At 60.5% G+C, this 17392-nt stretch carries 16 protein-coding genes; 7 read left to right on the forward strand and 9 right to left on the reverse strand.

The features are described from left to right. The first annotated feature begins 62 nt into the window (after positions 1–62). Together EET67_RS19050 and gyrB are read left to right on the forward strand one after the other, a co-directional pair. The gene (locus EET67_RS19050; RefSeq protein WP_128627798.1) at positions 63–947 is read left to right on the forward strand and encodes a helix-turn-helix transcriptional regulator; all 885 of its coding nucleotides are present in this window, start codon (positions 63–65) and stop codon (positions 945–947) included. Positions 948–1118: 171 nt separating this feature from the next. After that, complete coding sequence (gyrB, locus tag EET67_RS19055) at positions 1119–3566, forward strand: DNA topoisomerase (ATP-hydrolyzing) subunit B (RefSeq protein WP_128627799.1); 2448 nt, start codon at positions 1119–1121, stop codon at positions 3564–3566. Positions 3567–3605: 39 nt separating this feature from the next. Here the strand turns inward: gyrB and olsB are convergent, their stop codons facing one another. From olsB to sppA, 9 genes are all read right to left on the reverse strand, one after another. Then, positions 3606–4436, reverse strand: coding sequence for a l-ornithine N(alpha)-acyltransferase (gene olsB / locus EET67_RS19060; protein ID WP_425359534.1), 831 nt, complete (start codon positions 4434–4436; stop codon positions 3606–3608). Positions 4437–4737: 301 nt separating this feature from the next. Further along, a complete protein-coding gene (locus EET67_RS19065; protein WP_245451072.1) occupies positions 4738–6981 on the reverse strand; it encodes a PAS domain-containing hybrid sensor histidine kinase/response regulator in 2244 nt (747 codons plus the stop codon). A 93-nt stretch (positions 6982–7074) separates the two neighbouring features. Then, positions 7075–7551, reverse strand: coding sequence for a signal peptidase II (gene lspA / locus EET67_RS19070; RefSeq protein ID WP_128627867.1), 477 nt, complete (start codon positions 7549–7551; stop codon positions 7075–7077). A gap of 2 nt (positions 7552–7553) precedes the next feature. Further along, a complete protein-coding gene (locus tag EET67_RS19075) occupies positions 7554–8408 on the reverse strand; it encodes a TrmH family RNA methyltransferase (RefSeq protein ID WP_128627802.1) in 855 nt (284 codons plus the stop codon). Continuing rightward, positions 8405–9454, reverse strand: a complete 1050-nt coding sequence (locus tag EET67_RS19080) for an RsmD family RNA methyltransferase (protein ID WP_128627803.1) — start codon at positions 9452–9454, stop codon at positions 8405–8407. Before EET67_RS19080 ends, EET67_RS19075 begins: the two co-directional genes overlap by 4 nt. Before the next feature lie 102 nt (positions 9455–9556). Next, entirely contained in the window at positions 9557–10525 is a 969-nt protein-coding gene (gene lhpI / locus EET67_RS19085; protein WP_128627804.1) for a bifunctional Delta(1)-pyrroline-2-carboxylate/Delta(1)-piperideine-2-carboxylate reductase, read from the reverse strand. Between the two features lie 34 nt (positions 10526–10559). Further along, positions 10560–10883, reverse strand: coding sequence for a LapA family protein (locus EET67_RS19090; RefSeq protein ID WP_128627805.1), 324 nt, complete (start codon positions 10881–10883; stop codon positions 10560–10562). Between the two features lie 31 nt (positions 10884–10914). Continuing rightward, the gene (locus tag EET67_RS19095) at positions 10915–11199 is read right to left on the reverse strand and encodes an integration host factor subunit beta (protein WP_128627806.1); all 285 of its coding nucleotides are present in this window, start codon (positions 11197–11199) and stop codon (positions 10915–10917) included. Positions 11200–11272: 73 nt separating this feature from the next. Continuing rightward, the gene (gene sppA / locus EET67_RS19100; RefSeq protein ID WP_128627807.1) at positions 11273–12229 is read right to left on the reverse strand and encodes a signal peptide peptidase SppA; all 957 of its coding nucleotides are present in this window, start codon (positions 12227–12229) and stop codon (positions 11273–11275) included. Positions 12230–12786: 557 nt separating this feature from the next. Between sppA and lptC the strand changes: the two genes are divergently transcribed. The 5 genes from lptC (at position 12787) to hpf (ending at position 17345) form a co-directional block, all read left to right on the forward strand. Next, positions 12787–13491: an LPS export ABC transporter periplasmic protein LptC gene (lptC, locus tag EET67_RS19105; RefSeq protein ID WP_165899967.1), complete on the forward strand. Its 705-nt coding sequence runs from the start codon at positions 12787–12789 to the stop codon at positions 13489–13491. Next, positions 13478–14053 (forward strand): LptA/OstA family protein, encoded by a 576-nt coding sequence (locus EET67_RS19110; RefSeq protein WP_128627808.1) that lies wholly within the window; start codon positions 13478–13480, stop codon positions 14051–14053. Before lptC ends, EET67_RS19110 begins: the two co-directional genes overlap by 14 nt. Continuing rightward, entirely contained in the window at positions 14053–14868 is an 816-nt protein-coding gene (gene lptB, locus EET67_RS19115; RefSeq protein WP_128627809.1) for an LPS export ABC transporter ATP-binding protein, read from the forward strand. The genes EET67_RS19110 and lptB overlap by 1 nt, the downstream gene beginning before the upstream one ends. A 136-nt stretch (positions 14869–15004) precedes the next feature. Next, positions 15005–16528 (forward strand): RNA polymerase factor sigma-54, encoded by a 1524-nt coding sequence (rpoN, locus tag EET67_RS19120; RefSeq protein ID WP_128627810.1) that lies wholly within the window; start codon positions 15005–15007, stop codon positions 16526–16528. Between the two features lie 232 nt (positions 16529–16760). Next, a complete protein-coding gene (hpf, locus tag EET67_RS19125) occupies positions 16761–17345 on the forward strand; it encodes a ribosome hibernation-promoting factor, HPF/YfiA family (protein WP_128627811.1) in 585 nt (194 codons plus the stop codon). The last annotated feature ends 47 nt before the right edge of the window (positions 17346–17392 follow it).

Consider the following 17392-nt stretch of genomic DNA (forward strand, 5'->3'; position numbering starts at 1 on the left):
GCAATGATTTCCATGCTGTCAAACAATTGAAATCGAACAGGAATATGCATAACAATGCAGGTATGGACCTTCTCACAACCTCCGAAGCGGCAGACTATTTGCGCCTGGGCGAACGCAAGCTCTATGAACTCGTCGCAGCCGATGCGATCCCATGTAGCAAGGTCACCGGCAAATGGCTGTTCCCCCGCCACGAGCTCGACCGCTGGGTGCTTTCCGGCCTGGCCCAGCCAGCCGGTATGGTGCCGGCAAATCCACCGCCGATCATCGGCGGCAGCCAGGACGATTTGCTCGAATGGTGCTTGCGCCGCTCCGGGTCCGGCCTCGCCTCCCTGAATGAAGGCAGTGAAAACGGTATTGCGCGGTTGCTGCGCGGCGAGGTGGCAGCCGCGGCGATCCACTTTCATTCGGCGCAGGAAGACGAGGAACCGGCCAATCTTGCGGCAGTGCGAGCCACGCCCCGGCTGCATGACGCGGTCGTGGTAGCCATTGCCCGTCGCGAGCAGGGTCTGCTGCTGGCACCTGGCAACCCCAAGGGGCTGCGCAGCCTGGCCGATGTGCTGGCGGGGGATGCAAGGATGGCGGTAAGACAAAAGGGTGCGGGCGCCCAGATGCTGCTGGAGGTGCTGCTGGCAAGGGCACGCGCTGTTCTATCTGATTTGAACCGGCTCGATCCCCCGTGCCTGACAGGACCGGATCTAGCCGCCGCAATACGTGCGGGTACAGCCGATTGCGGCATTGCGACCCGCTCGGCCGCACGCGCTTCGGGCCTCGATTTCGTGCCCCTGCTCTGGGAGAATTTCGATCTCGTGATGCGTCAGCGCACCTATTTCCAGCCGCCGATGCAGGCCCTGATCAGATTCCTTGCGCAAGGCGAACTGACAGCCAGGGCAGAAGAACTCACCGGCTATGACACCACGCCTGCAGGCCTGATCCGCTTCTCAAGCTGACGCGGCTTGACGAACCCTTGGCATTTGCGACGCCTTGGCACCTGATTTCCCCCGGAAATATGGCGGAAAACTTGGAAAAACCGCTTGAAACGCCTATATCTGGAGGTAATCAGGCGCGCGATTCGGAGGTGGGATCGCGCGCTGTCCTGTGACCAGATACGAAAGCATTTCATGAGCGATACGACCGAGAACACAGCCGGCATGCCGGCCGAATACGGCGCCGATTCCATCAAGGTGCTGAAAGGGCTGGATGCAGTGCGCAAGCGCCCCGGCATGTATATCGGCGACACCGACGATGGTTCCGGCCTGCACCACATGGTCTATGAGGTGGTGGACAATGCCATCGATGAGACGCTGGCGGGTCACGCCACGCTGGTAACGGTAACGCTCAATCCCGATGGTTCGGTGACGGTCACCGATAATGGCCGCGGCATTCCAACGGCCATTCACAGCGGCGAAGGCATCTCGGCCGCCGAGGTCATCATGACCCAGCTCCATGCGGGCGGCAAATTCGATCAGAATTCCTATAAGGTTTCGGGCGGCCTGCATGGCGTCGGCGTGTCGGTCGTCAATGCGCTATCGCTCTTCCTGAAGCTCAAGATCCGCCGCCATGGCCATATCCATGAAATGTCGTTCACGCATGGCGTCGCTGACGCACCATTGCGGGTGACCGGGGATTCAGGCGGCGAAACCGGCACAGAAGTGACCTTCCTGCCCTCCAGCGAAACCTTCTCGATGACCGAGTTCGATTATCCGACGCTGGAACATCGGCTGCGCGAACTGGCCTTCCTGAATTCGGGCGTGCGCATCATATTGAGCGACAAGCGCCATGCCGACGTGAAGGTGCAGGAATTGCACTATGATGGCGGGCTGGAAGAGTTCGTCAAATATCTCGACAAGGCCAAGAAGCCGCTGATCGACAAGCCGATCTTCATCCGCAACGAGCGCGACGGCATCGCCGTCGAAGTGGCAATGTGGTGGAACGACAGCTACCACGAAAACGTGCTTTGCTTCACCAACAACATTCCGCAGCGCGACGGCGGCACCCATCTGGCAGGCTTTCGGGGCGCATTGACCCGGCAGGTCACCGGCTATGCCGAAAGCTCAGGCATCGCCAAGAAGGAAAAAGTCTCGATTACCGGCGATGACAGCCGCGAGGGCCTGACCGCCGTGCTTTCCGTCAAGGTGCCGGACCCGAAATTCTCGTCCCAGACCAAGGACAAACTCGTGTCGTCAGAGGTGCGTCCGGTCGTGGAAAGCTTGGTCAACGAAGCGCTCGGCACCTGGTTCGAGGAACATCCCGGCGATGCCAAGGTGCTGATCGGCAAGGTGGTGGAGGCCGCGGCCGCGCGCGAAGCTGCACGCAAGGCACGTGAATTGACGCGGCGCAAGGGTGCGCTCGACATCACCTCGCTGCCCGGAAAGCTCGCCGACTGCCAGGAGCGCGACCCGGCCAAGTCCGAAATCTTCATTGTCGAGGGTGACTCGGCCGGCGGCTCCGCCAAGGGCGGACGCTCGCGCCAGAATCAGGCGATCCTGCCGCTGCGCGGCAAGATCCTGAATGTGGAGCGCGCACGCTTCGACCGGATGCTGTCGTCAGACATGATCGGCACGCTGATAACCGCGCTCGGCACCTCGATCGGCAAGGATGAGTTCAATCCCGACAAGCTGCGCTACCATAAGATCATCATCATGACTGACGCCGACGTCGACGGCGCCCATATCCGTACTCTACTGCTGACCTTCTTCTTCCGTCAGATGCCGGAGTTGATAGAACGCGGCCACCTCTATATCGCGCAGCCGCCGCTCTATAAGGTTTCGCGCGGCAAGAGCTCGCAATATATCAAGGACGAAAGTGCCTTCGAGGAATTCCTGATCGAAACGGGCCTTGAAGACGCCTCGCTCACGCTCTCCAATGGAGAGGTCCGCGCCGGGCGTGACCTGCGTGCGGCGGTGGAGGATGCGCTGGCCGTACGCTCGCTGCTCAACGGCCTGCACACCCGCTATTCACGCATGGTCGTGGAGCAGGCGGCAATCGCCGGCGCGCTCAATCCGGCGATATTCTCCGACCTTGGCCAGGCCAATGCCATGGCTGTGAAAATTGCCGAACGTCTTGACGCCATCGCCGAAGATACCGAACGCGGCTGGCACGGGCGAACTTCACCCTCCAACGAAGGGCTGGGCGGCTTCATCTTCGAACGCACGGTACGCGGCGTGAAGGAATATGCGCAGATCGACATGGCGCTGCTCAATTCCGCCGATGCGCGCGCTCTGGACCGTTATGCCACCCGTCTCGGCGAGGTCTATGCACAATCGCCGACATTGCGCCGCAAGGAGCTATCAGAGATGATTTCCGGCCCGATGGCGTTGCTCAATACGGTCTTTGCCACCGGCAAGAAGGGCCTGACGATGCAGCGCTACAAGGGCCTTGGCGAAATGAATGCCGAGCAATTGTGGGAAACGACGCTCGACCCCAATGTGCGCTCGCTGCTGCAGGTCAAGATCAACGACGCAACCAAGGCCGACAGCCTGTTTTCGCGTCTGATGGGAGACGATGTCGAACCGCGGCGCGACTTCATCCAGGAGAACGCATTGTCGGTCGCCAATCTGGACGTGTGATCGACCAGCCACCACCGACAGCGTGGGACTACAAAGCCTTCAGGCGGCGAAACTCTGGGATTCGCCGCCGTAATAATTGATGTAGCGGGCACCGATATCGTTCACCGGGAGTACGACGAAGACGTCGACCGTGCCGAAATCCGCATCGATGACGCAGCCGTCCCCTACCCTGGCACCGATGCGCAGATAGGCCTTGATCAGAGGCGGCATGGCAAGGATTGCTGATTTCGGGCTGACTGCCTCCGCGGGCATAAGATCCATGCTGCTGTAACGTCCGGCCACGGCACGCACGTCCCATAGGCTGCTGGTCCGGCAGTGATGCGCAAGATAGGACAGGGCCTCAGCATGGGCTGCCGGTACAGTGCCCTGGAACGAGGCACAGCCAGCCATCACGCCGATGTCATAGTGATTCACATAGGCCCAGATGCCTTGCCAGAGAACCTCAATGGTGCGCTTGGAGCGATAGGCCGGCAACACGCAGGAACGCCCGAGTTCGAGAAAGCGCCGACCCGGATGGCGCGTGATAAGCGCCTTCAACTCGAATTCCTCATCCGAATAGAAACCTCCGGACACCAGCGCGCGCTCTTGTCTGAGCAGGCGATAGGTGCCGACGATCTGATGATGCGCCGGACCCGTCAGGGCCGTATCGAACACCAGAAGATGATCGCAGATGTCGTCAAAACGGTCGGCGTCGCGCTTCGCTGTCTTCAGGCTGCCCCGGCCGGCGCCAAGTTCCTCATAGAATATGCGGTAGCGTATTTCCTGGGCCGCGGCGATTTCAGCAGCATCGCAGGCAAGGCGCACTTCCAATGTGCCGATCCGGCCCAGCGGCTTGCTGCCGAAGCTATGATCCCGATGCCGAGTACCGATGACGGCACTGCTGGTGTCCAGAAAACCATTACGTTCCGGCAAGGCTGTCTGCACGGGTGATTCTCCTTCCTGTCGTCCCAACCAGCAGGACTGGAACCAATCGACCTTCAGCAACCGGCTGCGAAGCGGCTTCGATCCCTATCTATTCGGCCGCACCCGCTTAACCGCCAATGCACATTGCTTCCGATATACTGGATTTGCTGTAGTGGGACAGTGCAACAGGATTGTGACTGTAACTTGCTCGCTTCGGTAGGACAACAGGATGCTCGGTAGCCGGCGAAACACCGGCATCCACAAAGGATCAGGCGACCGCATGGTCGGCAACTGCGCGCACCAGCGCATCCGGGTCGAGCGGCTTTGTGACGAAGCCGCTCGCGCCATGGGCAAGCACGCTATGCCGAGTCTTTTCCTGGCTATCGGCCGAAAGAACCATGATCGGGGTCGGGGCCGATCCCGTTTCCTCCTCATGCCGGCGGATCGCTGCGATGGCATCAAGGCCATCCATCACCGGCATATGAAGATCCATCAGCACCACATCGTAGCGCTGCTTGCGGCCCAATCCGGTCACTGCTTCGACGGCAGCCTTGCCATTGCCGACCACGTCGACGCGATGACCTGCTTTCTGGAGCGTGGCGCGCGCCAGCATCGCATTGATCTCATTGTCTTCGGCGACAAGAATCCAAAGTCCAGACTGACGCGCAAATCTGCCGCTCGATCGTGGCTTGGGTGTTTCGGGACGGGCAAGCGGCCCTGAACGAGCGGTCAGCAGGATGCGAAGCAGTGTCTCGCCACGCACCGGCCGGGCAAGAAACGTGGTGTAGCCGCTGCTCCTGAAAGCCGACAGCATATCGCGCTCGGTCGGGGCGATCAACGTGATCGCGTCCGGCCCCGCATAGCCGGAATTGCGAAGCTGCTTGAGGAGCCGCCCCTCGCTGGTTTCGAGGGCGGCATCCACCAGAACTATATCGCAGGCCCTGAGGTGGGTGGCCGCCTGCGCTGCGGTCTCGGCAATTTCAGCAGTGCCGCCATAGTCGCGAACCGTACGCGCTATCGCTGTGGCTTCGACATTGTTGGGCGACAGGATCAGGACATTGCGGCCGCGAAGCGCGGTTACCTGCATATTGGTTCCATCGACCGCCTCGGCGGCCGGCACGGTGAAGGAAAAATCGGAGCCCTTGCCGTATTCGCTGGTAACAGCAATCGTGCCGCCCATGGACGTAACGATACGCCGAGAGATCGCCAGACCAAGTCCCGCGCCGCCATGGCTTCTGGTCGAGGTGCCGTCGGCCTGCTCGAATTCCTCGAATATCCGTTCCATATCGACCTTGCGCAGCCCTTCGCCGGTGTCTGAAACGGTGAAACGGATCATATCCGCTCCCTCGACACACTCGCGCGTCAGGGTGAGCAGAACGCCACCTACATCGGTGAATTTTATCGCGTTGCCGATGAGGTTGAGCAGCACCTGGCGCACACGGCCGGGATCGGCCGTAATCATCTGCGGCACGTCCGGCGCGACGTGGGACCCAAGGCCGATCCCTTTGGCATAGGCCCGCGAGGCAAGCAGTTCCACAACATTGTCGCCGACTTCACGCGGCGACATCGGCTGCGGCTCGGGCTCGAAGCGCCCTGCCTCGATCTTGGAATAGTCGAGCAGATCCTCGATCAAGGCGAGCAAGGCGCTCGCCGAGGTGGAAACGGCGCCGACATAGGTCTGCTGTTCCGGTGAAAGGCTGGTGTCGGCCAGCAGCTTGGCCATGCCCATGATGCCGTTCATCGGGGTACGGATTTCGTGGCTGACCGTCGCCAGGAACCGCGATTTGGCCTGGCTGGCATGCTCGGCCCGCTCACGTGCATTAATGAGCGCGGCTTCAGCGCGCTTGCGCGCGGTAATGTCGCGCGCGATAGCCCGATGCGAAACCGCACCGTTCTCCTTGTCACGCACCGAAAGCTCGATCCAGGAGAACCAGCGCGGGCCGCCAGGCACCCGTATCGCTACATCCGTCGAACTCAGGCATTCACCGTCCGAAAACGCCGCATCCGGCACGATACCGACATCGATATCGAGTTCCGAAAAAGCGCGTCCGTGAAGGTCGCGCGCATCCATCGAGAGAAGATCGGCGAACACCTTGTTGGCATAGACGATACGGCCGTCGCGGTCGCGGTGAACCACGAGATCGCCAAGCGCATCGATCAGGCCTCGAAAGCGCTCCTCGCTTTCCTGGAGCTCCCACATCCGATCCGCCAACGTCTCGATCTCGGCACGGTCGCGAGTGACCTTCTCATCGGCCAGAGAGGCTGCATGAGCATCCAGATAGACGGCCCTGGCGAGGATCAGAAGTCCGGCCGAGCCTGTCATCAACAGGCCGACGGTGAGAAAATCCGGGGCGCCGGCAAGCCTGGCAAGACCGGCAAACAGGACGACAATGACAAACAGAGCACAGATCAGGCCACGCGATCCACGGGCCGGCAATTCCGGAACCAGCGGTGGCGGCGCCACGATGCGCCGCGGCGACAAGTCCTCATGTGCAGGCATTGCGCCGCTCATATCGGCGCTGGTCGCCTTCTGGGTGGAATCCGCGTTCATGCCGCTTCCATAGACGACAAGCCTTAGGGAAGCTTTTGACGTATCATTCGAATTTTATCGTTCGGCTCGTTGACGTCGCCCGCCAAAGAACTCTTCGAACAAAACAAGCACTGCGCCGACCGTTATGAATGAGTCCGCCAGATTGAAGACGGCAAACGACCAGACGGGCGTGTGGAAAAGGATATAGTCGATGACATGACCGTAGAATGTCCGGTCGATCACATTGCCGATGGCGCCGCCGATGATCAGCGCAAAACCTGCCCGCGCAGCCAGTTGATCAGGCCGGGTGCGACCGGCCAGATAGAGGACAAAACCTACCACAGCGAGCGAAAGCAGGATCAGGCCCTTGTCGCCGATCCATGAAAACATCGAGAAGGCGACGCCGGTATTGTAGGTGCGGAAAAGCGCCAGGAATGGCAGCAGATCGACCTTGTCGTGCATGACAAGGTGCGTTTCGACCAGAAGCTTGATCCATTGATCGAGGGCGACTGCAATAATGGCAAGCAGGGCGTAGGGCGAAAGCGTCTTCAGCTTCAAACACTGTCCTCCGCACCGAGCGTCAGCGCACTGCGTCTGATCTCGAAAAGCATTACGCCCGTAGCAACGGCAAGATTGAGGGAATCAGCGCGGCCAGCCTGCGGAATCCGCAGCAGCCGATCGCAGCTTTGCGCCAGAACATCCGGCAGCCCCTGCTGTTCATTGCCCATGAGGAGCAGGACCGGCCGACCGGAAAAATCAACTGAACGATAGTCGACCGCCCCCTTCAGATGAGTGCCGGCAACGAGGCCGGGAAAGTCCTTGCGCCAGGCCAGAAACGCCTCAGGGGTCGCCCGCGACACAGGCACCGCGAAGACCGAGCCCATGGTGGCACGCACTGTCTCCAGCGAAAACGGATCGGTCGTATCGCCCACGAGGATGATACCCTTGGCGCCGACTGCATCCACCGTGCGGATGATCGTGCCGAGATTGCCGGGGTCGCGCACACGGTCGAGTGCCACCCAGACCTCGCCATTTTGCGGGCGTATCTCCTTGAGGGGGAGGTAACGTTGCGCGAACACGCCCACGACCATCTGCGGATTGTCGCGGCGGGTGATCGCCGACAGAACCTTCTCGGAAACCTCGAGCACGGTTCCACCGGCTGCCACGGTGCGGGCGGCGACCTTTTCTACCGCCGGATTGCCGAGACCAGCCTTGGCGAATACCAGCGTCCTGATCGACCAGCCGAGGTCGAGTGCATCGATCACCAGCTTCAGGCCCTCGGCCATAAAGGCATGCTGCTGGTCGCGGAATTTCTTCAGGGCCAGCGACTTGATGGATTTTATCAGCGGATTGGCAAGGCTGGTGACTTCCTTGACCCGCCCCGGCGCACCTTCGCGATGTTCGTTCATGAGGCAACCCAGCGCGAAAACAACGAGGTCGACAATGCCCGCCCTGCCGATTTTTCACGGATGATCAGTTCACCGGATTCAATCGTTCCGCCCATGCCTGCGAAAGTGTCGCGCATCAGGGCGTGAATGGCAAAGAATGAGGCTCGGATCGAGTAGGCCGTCAGCACCACGGCAAGCGGCCTTGGCGTCAGGATCGAGCGACAGATGTCGGTGAGCATCGGCAGGTCGTCGAACAGTTGCCAGACCTCGCCCTTGGGCCCGCGTCCATAGGCCGGGGGGTCGAACAGGACGATGTCATAGGTGTTGCCACGCCTTTCCTCGCGCTCGGCAAACTTCATCGCATCCTCGCAGATCCAGCGTATCGGCTTGTCGCCAAGCCGCGCGATCTCCTGGTTCTCGCGTGCCCATCCGATCGCCTTCTTCGAGGCGTCGACGTGGGTAACCTCCGCTCCCGCGCGCGCCGCCACGAGCGAGGCAAGCCCGGTATAGCCGAAGAGGTTGAGCACCTTCACCGGGCGCCGGGCATCGCGGATCAGCCCGGCCATATGTTCCCAATGAGAGGCCTGTTCGGGAAAGACGCCGACATGGCGAAACGAGGTGAAGCGACCGAGATAGTCGAGCCCGTCATGGCGCATCGGCCATGTCTCGCCAAGCGGTGCTTGCGGAAAGCGCCAGCGACCCATGCCCTCCTCATCGGTATCACCGGTAAACACAGCATCCGCGGCATTCCATTCCTTGGCCGGTAAGGCCGGCTGCCAGATCGCCTGCCCCTCCGGCCGGATGATCCGGTAAGGCCCGTATTGCTCCAGTTTCTGGCCGTTGCCGCTGTCGAGCAGGGCATAGTCGGCATTGGGCGCAACTTCGAGAATGAGCGGCAGCTTCTCACCCGGCAAAGTGCCTTCGCGACGCCGCAGGATACGAACAGTCTTTGGGTCGGCATTCTCCAGCGCATGACGGGGCGCGTCATGACGATCTTCGCGCGGTCGGATCAATGGCCGCTCGGGCTGCTGGCGCTTATCGCGGCGTTTGTCACGCGAAGGTTTCATCGGTACTCCGGAGGCGGCAGCCGCGCTTCTGCCACAGCCCTGCGCTTCAGGCAACAAAGGCGCGCTGTGCTGGAAGTTATCGCGGCAACCGGCGAGGTTCCGTCAGCCGGCGCGGTTCTGTTGTTGATAGACCGCAATGCCGGCGGCGAGATCCTCCAGCGCGGCTCCGACCGATTTGAACAAAGTGATCTCGTCGGGTTTTTCGCGCCCTTTCTTTTCACCACGCGCCAGTTCGTGCAGATCGGCCACGATGTTTTCCGCCTTAAGGACGCCAGATGCGAGCGGCTGGACGATATCCCCGGCCTCCTTGGTCGCTCCTGCGCGCGTGTCGACGAAGACACGGGTGCGGCGGATGGCATCATCGTCCGCCTCGCGCATGGCAGGCGTGAAGCCGCCGACCAGATCGACATGGGCTCCCGGTTTCAGCCGGGCGCCATTGATCAGCGGCGTGGTGGAAATGGTGGCGGAGGAGACAATGTCGGCTTGTGCCAATTCCGTGTCCAGATCGCCGGCCACCTCGGCCTGGAGGCCTTCGACGCGAAGTTCAGCGACGACCTTCTCGGCATTGGCTGCAGTGCGGTTCCAGATGCGGATTTCCTTGATGGGCCGCACCGCCGAATGGGCTCTGGCCAGGAACGGCGACAGCGCGCCCGCACCAACAATCAGCAGGCGTGAGGCGTCCTCGCGGGCAAGGTAAGTCGCTGCAAGCGCCGACGCGCAGGCCGTGCGCCATTGTGTGAGCCGCTGACCGTCGATGAGCACTTGCGGCTCGCCGGTGGTGCCGTCGAGAAGGAGATAGAGCCCCATCACCGCAGGCTTGTTTATGGCATTGTTATCAGGCGAAACCGTCACGATCTTGACGCCGATATGGCCGCTGCCGGAAACACCGGCGTTGAAGTCGCTCCATGCCGGCATCAACAGCAGCGTCGAAGCCGCGCCGGTCGGACGCTCGATCGTATGATGGTGGCGAACCGGCTGGATGGCGCCTTCGCGAAAGGCCACGCGCAAGGTCTCGACCAGACCGGGGAAGGTCAAAGCGTTATCGACATCACGGGCCGAGAGCATCAGCATGAAATTTCTCCGAGGCAAGAGCGCGGGATAGGCTCTAACTCTTCAGGGTCGGCAGATTTGCCTGGCTAGTGCCACGCGGCTCGGGTTCGGCCAGCGTCTGGAGTTGCTGGCCGCGCTGACGTGCCAGCTTGCGGTAGCGGCCCTGCTTGAACCAGGTTGCCAGGCTGCCGATGATAATACCTACAGCCACGGCCGCAAACAGCAGGAAAAACAGCGGCAATTGCACCGTCAATGCAGGATTTCCCGGATTGAACGGGTCCAGTGTGAAGGCGGCAGGCGATCGGTTCGCCACCGCCAGCGCGATCAGGATGATGGCGAGCGGTACGAACACCACAATAAGCATGAAACGATTGAGCATGTCGTTTTCCAGGAGCGCCCAGGCTTTTAGCCTATTTGCTCGCATTCAGCCGTTCGCGCAGTTCCTTGCCGGTCTTGAAGAAAGGCACCCACTTCTCTTCGACCTGGACCGAATCTCCTGTGCGCGGGTTACGACCGGTTCGCGCTGGGCGGTTCTTGACCGAAAAAGCGCCGAAACCGCGCAGTTCCACCCGGTTCCCGTCAGCCAGTGCATCCGTGATCTCATCGAAAATCGCACTGACGATGTTTTCTACGTCGCGCAAAAACAGATGCGGATTGCGTGCGGCGATAATTTGCACGAGTTCGGATTTGATCATGAGCGCTGTCCCCGCCGATGGTTTGAAAATAGGCAGATGATTTTATTCGTTTTTAAGCCGCTCCACCGGAGTTTCAAGGGTGCCAGAGCGACACGAGACCGTCAAGGAACAAGCGCTCGGCACCGATCTCCCGCAGCAACTCGGCACCGCGATCGGGCACGCCGAGCATACGCGCGACAGCCTGCAAGAGCGAACTGCCGAAAAACAGGCCGCTTCCACTGCCTTTGGCCTCCCACTCCACCACTTTCAGGCCAGCCGCCACACCTTTGCCCGAGAGCCATTTGACGGCTTCGGCCTCACCGCCCAGCCCGTCCACCAGCTTTTTTTCCAAGGCCTGGCGCCCGGTAAAGACCGAGCCGTCAGCCAGCGCCAGCGCTTCTTCGCGGCTCAGCGGCCGGCGCTCCTCGACGAGGCCGACGAACCAGTCATAGCTGTCGAGGATCATCGAGCGGATCATCGCCCGCTCTTCGTCATTGGTAGGGTTGAACGGCGAAGGCTCGGCCTTGAGAGGCGATGACTTGATCTCCTCAAGCTTCACGCCGAGTTTGTCCATGAGCCCGGTAATATCGGGAAACTGCACCAGAACGCCGATCGAGCCGACGATTGAGGATTTGCGCGCCACGATGTGATCGGAGGCGGTGGCGATCATATATCCTGCCGACGCCGCCAAGGTCCCGACTTGCGCCACCACCGGTTTTTGTGCGGCCAGCTTGCGCACGGCCTCGAAAATTGCCTCGCCGCCGGCAGTCGTGCCGCCCGGCGAATCGATCGACAGGATGACGCCCTTGACCGAAGTCGACTCGCCGATCTTGTCGAGGCGCTCGATAAGTTCCTCGTCCTCGGTGATCGTTCCCTCGATCTTGACCTTGGCAATGTGGGCCGCGGCGGTGCCGCCGAACTCATCGCCATAGATCCAGGCCGAAGCCGCCGCTATTCCTATTGCCGCAATCACGATTGCGGCAATACGCCAGAAGGTGAGCTTGCGCCGCAAATTGCGGCGGTCGATCAGATCGTCTGCTCTCGAAACCATACCTGCCTCGTATTCGGCAAAAAACATCAATGCAAGTCTGTCGGGCAAGTCTATCGGCGTCACGCATCGGCCCTATGACCCGGACGCCGATCAGAGCCTAGATCAAGCCACCGGCAAGGGCCACCGCTTTCGTCGTTGCCGCTATGCCTTTCCATGTCGCAGGCCTTGCGGGGCTGACTTTTCACCGAAAAGTAACCATATTGAGGACAAGGGGAGAAGTGAAAGGGGTTTTAAACAGCATTATCCGTCAAGATCCGTCAAGGCGTGGCGTTGTACGGAGCAATTAGCGCAGTGGACTTGCATCCGGCAAAGCTGCGATCAGGCGCGGCCAAGTGCATGGCAGTGCCGTAACGGAATGGTGTGCGGGGCTGGAATTTTACCCGAACCAACCAATATTTACCGCGTGCAAGACTAATTCCTGTTTCGATTGAGTTGGAGTTATTCTGGTTCAAATCGCCACAATTTTGTGGTTTTCAAACGTTTGATACTGCACGCCCGGACTGAAGGGCGCCAGGACCGTCCATCTGCAATCGATACTGTAACGAAAAGGCATCGAGTTGGCGCGACCGACTGAACTAACCAGCAGCCAGTCTGCACCTGAATTGCAAGCGGCAAGCCAGTCGCTGGCATTTGAGCGCGCCGAGCGGCATTCCCACAAGGTCCGGTTTCTCAAAACCGTATTGCCGGTCCTGGCCTTTGCCATGGCGGCGGCGTTTGCAGGCTATTCATATCTGGCTACTCCCAAAGCCGTGTCGGTCAGCGCCGATGGCGCAGCCTATTCCGATGGCAAGCTGGTCATGGCCAACCCGAAGCTTGACGGTTTCACCAAGGACAATCGCCCCTACAACATGACGGCGGCGCGGGCGATCCAGGATTTTCAGAACGAAGGCATCGTCGAACTCGAAGGCATCAACGCCAAACTTCCCGTGAACAATGACAACTGGGCGTCGGTGACCGCACCAAGCGGCACCTATGACCGCGACAAGAACACGCTGGACATAAATGGCGTCATGACCATCACCACCTCCGACGGTATGGTGGCAAAGTTCAAATCGGCGTATCTGGATATCGGCACGGGCGGGATGAAAACCGACGATGCGGTGGATATCCAGCTCAAGGGCACGGAAGTTACTTCTGATTCACTGACGGTACTTGAAAATGGCAAGGTCATGATATTCGAGAACCGGGTGCGTATGAATATTGATCCGCGCCGCCTGAAGACGGCGCAGAACACGAGCGGAGACCAGGATGTTGTGCAATAGGGGACAATGGCCGCTCGCCGCGGCACTGGGTCTTGGCATCATGGCCATGGCGCTGCCGGGAGCCTCCGCACAGGACGGCGGGAAGAGCAGGCTTACCGGCCTCAGCCTTTCGGGCAAGGAGCCGATCCAGATCGAAAGCGATAAGCTCGAAGTCCGCGAGGCCGAGAATGTGGCGATCTTTACCGGCAATGTCAGCGTGGTCCAGGGCCCCACATTGCTGAAATCCGGCAAGATGACGGTCTATTATGTCAAGGATGGCGGCTCGGCCGCCACCGGCTCGGCCAATATCGACAGGCTGGAAGTGGACGGCAAGGTCTATGTCAAATCCAACGCGCAGGTTGCGACCGGCGACCGCGGAACATTCGACATGAAGACCGAGATCCTGGTCCTGTCCGGCAAGGAAGTGGTGCTTTCGGAAGGCTCGAATGTGCTGGTCGGCTGCAAGCTGACCGTGCAGATGAAAACGGGCGAGGCCAAGGTTGACGGCTGCAAGAAGGGCGAAAGCGGCAGCGGGCGGGTCATGATGTCGATCACGCCGGGAACAGCAACGCAGAATCAGTAATGTCACAACGTGTCTCGCTTCTGTCGCGCTTGACGGGGCGTCTTCGGCCTCGGCCGGCGGCGCCCGCATTGCGCAAGGATGCGTCGAATTTCAAGGGAACCCTGATCGCACGCGGACTGACCAAGGCCTATAAGGGGCGCACGGTCGTCAATGGCGTGTCGCTGGGCGTGCGCGCCGGCGAGGCTGTCGGGCTTCTCGGGCCGAACGGGGCCGGCAAGACCACCTGCTTCTACATGGTGACGGGCCTGGTTCCCGTAGACAAGGGCACGATCGAGATCGACGGCTTCAATGTCTCAGCGATGCCGATGTATCGCCGCGCGCGGCTGGGGGTGGGCTATCTGCCGCAGGAAGCTTCGATATTTCGCGGGCTGACTGTCGAAAACAATATTCGCGCCGTGCTGGAGGTCGTGGAGAGCAGCCGCAAGGAGCGTGAACGCAGCCTTGATGCACTGCTGGACGAGTTCCACATCGCCCATCTGCGCAAGGCGCCTTCCATGGCGCTTTCCGGCGGTGAGAGGCGGCGATTGGAGATCGCCCGCGCGCTGGCGAGCCGACCAAGCTATATGCTGCTTGACGAACCCTTCGCCGGCGTCGATCCGATTGCGGTTTCCGATATCCAGCAGCTTGTGCGCCACCTGACCAAGCGCGGCATCGGCGTGCTCATCACCGATCATAATGTCCGCGAAACGCTCGGGCTGATCGATCGCGCCTATATCATCCATGCCGGAGAAATCCTGAAACATGGATCGGCCGCCGAGATCGTCGGCGACCACGATGTCCGCCGCCTTTACCTCGGCGAAGGATTCACCCTTTAGGCCGCGCTTCAAAAAGCACGGACCGGTTGCTGGGCGGCTGAAATCACCGACAAGCCCGCTTGACAAGCAAAAGCCGGGCCAGTTCCTATGCGCCAGTGACGGCGCATCGTCCGTCGCAGCGTGAGAAGGGTTGGTAATGGCGCTTGCGGCCAAGCTGCAGCTTAGACAGTCCCAGTCGCTGGTGATGACACCGCAACTGCTGCAGTCGATCAAGCTGCTGCAGATGACGCATCCCGAGCTTGAGCGCTTCATCGATGACGAGATCGAGCGCAACCCCTTGCTTGCCCGCGCTGAACCTCGTGACGACGCTGTCGACATCCAGCCGCCCAATACGCCCCGAGCAGAAGATACAGGCAACAATTCGGGCGAAGCGGAAGCCGACTGGAGTTCCGCTTCCATCTCGGAAAAGCTCGATGCCTCGCTCGAAAATGTCTTTCCCGACGACCCTGGCGTTGATCAGCGACTGGGTCCGGACCTGGCCGCACAATGGAAATCGGCGGCAGGCAGCAGCGGCGCAGGCACCGGTACGTCAGATTTCGACATGGATGATATGGCCGCGCCCGCTACGACGCTTCGCGACATCGTCACCGAACAGATTGCCTTTGGCTTCCTCAGCCCGCAGGACCATCTGATCGCACATGATCTTGCCGATGCACTCGACGAAGCCGGTTATCTGCGCGCCGAGCTTTCCGAGACCGCGAATCGGCTTGGTGTCGAGGCGGATGCGGTCCTGCGCGTCTTGACGGCTTGCCAGGCATTCGATCCGCCCGGCCTGTTCGCGCGCGATCTGGCCGAGTGCCTTGCATTGCAGCTTTCCAGCCGCGACCGGCTCGATCCGGCCATGCAGGCCCTGGTACAGAACCTCGATTCGCTCGCACGCCGCGATTTCCAGGCATTGAAGCGGCTTTGCCAGGTGGATGATGAAGACCTGGTCGATATGGTGGCGGAAATCCGGAGCCTCGATCCGCGCCCGGGGCTGGCATTTTCCGGCGGCAGCGCCGACACGATCGTCCCGGATATCGAGGTTCGTCCGGCCGCCGACGGAAGCTGGACGGTCGAACTCAACGCCGACGCCTTGCCGCGCGTGCTGGTCGACCAGGTCTATTTCGCTGAAGTTTCAAGCGGCGCGAAAAACCAGGAGGAGAAAAGTTTTCTTGCCGAATGCCTCCAGAACGCCACCTGGCTCACCCGCAGCCTCGATCAGCGCGCCAAGACAATCCTGAAAGTGGCCTCGGAAATCGTGCGTCAGCAGGACGCCTTCCTGCTGCATGGCATAAGGCATTTGCGCCCGCTCAACCTGCGCGCTATCGCCGATGCGATCGGCATGCACGAATCCACCATCAGCCGCGTTACGGCCAACAAATACATGCTGACGCCGCGCGGCGTGTTCGAACTTCGTTATTTCTTCACTGCCGCGATTGCTTCGGCTGATGGTGGAGATGCGCACTCCTCCGAAGCGGTGCGCGATCGCGTAAGGCAACTCATCGAAGCGGAGAGCCCGTCGGAGATTCTATCCGACGACGATATCGTTGATCTGCTGCAACAAGGCGGGATCGAAATTGCCCGGCGAACGGTGGCCAAGTATCGGGAAGCGATGGGTATTCCCTCGTCCGTTCAGCGGCGCCGGGAAAAACGCGCCATTGCGATGGCACGACGCTGACCTGGCGTCGCCTTTACCTTTCATTGACAATCGCAGATGAACTGACTAGAAGGCCGCCCGCATGGGACGGGTGGTTTTGCCCGCAGACGAATGCTCCGTCGGAGACGGCCTGTGATTAACCGAAAAGTTCGGACTTAAATCGGCGTGGAACCCGCCCCGAAGCTTGTGCCCACCTGCCACGGGTATAAACTCCAGTCAGTTTGAAGTCTGGGCAAGGAAGGTCAGTTTTCAGATGAATTTACGCATTTCGGGAAAGCACATGGACATCGGCGATGCGTTTCGCACGCGCATCGAAGGACGTATTGGTGAAGCCATCGAGAAATATTTCGATGGCGGGTTTTCCGGACATGTAACGGTGGTGAAGTCGGGCTCGCGTTTTTCTGCCGACTGCATGATCCGGCTCGATACGGGAACGTCGCTTCAGGCCGCCGGGGAGGCCCAGGAGCCGACCGCTGCTTTCGACGCAGCGGCCGAACGCTTTGAAAAACGGCTCCGCCGCTACAAGCGGCGGTTGAAATCCTACAGCCCCAAGGGTGGGAACGGGGTTGCCACGGACATCGCCTATACCGTCATGGCACCACTTGCCGATGACGAGGAGGAATTGCCGGGAGACTACGCGCCGGCAATTGTCGCCGAATCGAGTGTCACCTTGAAGACCATGTCGGTCGCCTCGGCGGTGATCGAACTCGATACCAGCGACAATCCGGTTTTCGTGTTTCGCAATGCGGGGAGTGAACAGATCAACATCGTCTATCGGAGGCCTGACGGAAATATCGGATGGATCGACCCTTCGACGACAAAAGTCTCGCAGGGATAGGCAAGATCTCCTGACCGAATCGCCACCTTGGGGTTGGCGGCGAGGAT

This window comes from Borborobacter arsenicus, assembly GCF_003934165.1.
In the GTDB taxonomy this organism is placed as follows: Bacteria; Pseudomonadota; Alphaproteobacteria; order Rhizobiales; family Rhizobiaceae; genus Pseudaminobacter; species Pseudaminobacter arsenicus.

Excerpts from the sequence above, each read along its gene's own strand:
- EET67_RS19050 (WP_128627798.1), top strand. The coding sequence starts at position 63 with ATGGACCTTCTCACAACCTCCGAAGCGGCAGACTATTTGCGCCTGGGC.
- gyrB (WP_128627799.1), top strand. The coding sequence starts at position 1,119 with ATGAGCGATACGACCGAGAACACAGCCGGCATGCCGGCCGAATACGGC.
- EET67_RS19065 (WP_245451072.1), bottom strand. The coding sequence starts at position 6,981 with ATGAGCGGCGCAATGCCTGCACATGAGGACTTGTCGCCGCGGCGCATC.
- EET67_RS19075 (WP_128627802.1), bottom strand. The coding sequence starts at position 8,408 with ATGAACGAACATCGCGAAGGTGCGCCGGGGCGGGTCAAGGAAGTCACC.
- EET67_RS19080 (WP_128627803.1), bottom strand. The coding sequence starts at position 9,454 with ATGAAACCTTCGCGTGACAAACGCCGCGATAAGCGCCAGCAGCCCGAG.
- lhpI (WP_128627804.1), bottom strand. The coding sequence starts at position 10,525 with ATGCTGATGCTCTCGGCCCGTGATGTCGATAACGCTTTGACCTTCCCC.
- EET67_RS19090 (WP_128627805.1), bottom strand. The coding sequence starts at position 10,883 with ATGCTCAATCGTTTCATGCTTATTGTGGTGTTCGTACCGCTCGCCATC.
- EET67_RS19095 (WP_128627806.1), bottom strand. The coding sequence starts at position 11,199 with ATGATCAAATCCGAACTCGTGCAAATTATCGCCGCACGCAATCCGCAT.
- sppA (WP_128627807.1), bottom strand. The coding sequence starts at position 12,229 with ATGGTTTCGAGAGCAGACGATCTGATCGACCGCCGCAATTTGCGGCGC.
- EET67_RS19110 (WP_128627808.1), top strand. The coding sequence starts at position 13,478 with ATGTTGTGCAATAGGGGACAATGGCCGCTCGCCGCGGCACTGGGTCTT.
- lptB (WP_128627809.1), top strand. The coding sequence starts at position 14,053 with ATGTCACAACGTGTCTCGCTTCTGTCGCGCTTGACGGGGCGTCTTCGG.
- rpoN (WP_128627810.1), top strand. The coding sequence starts at position 15,005 with ATGGCGCTTGCGGCCAAGCTGCAGCTTAGACAGTCCCAGTCGCTGGTG.
- hpf (WP_128627811.1), top strand. The coding sequence starts at position 16,761 with ATGAATTTACGCATTTCGGGAAAGCACATGGACATCGGCGATGCGTTT.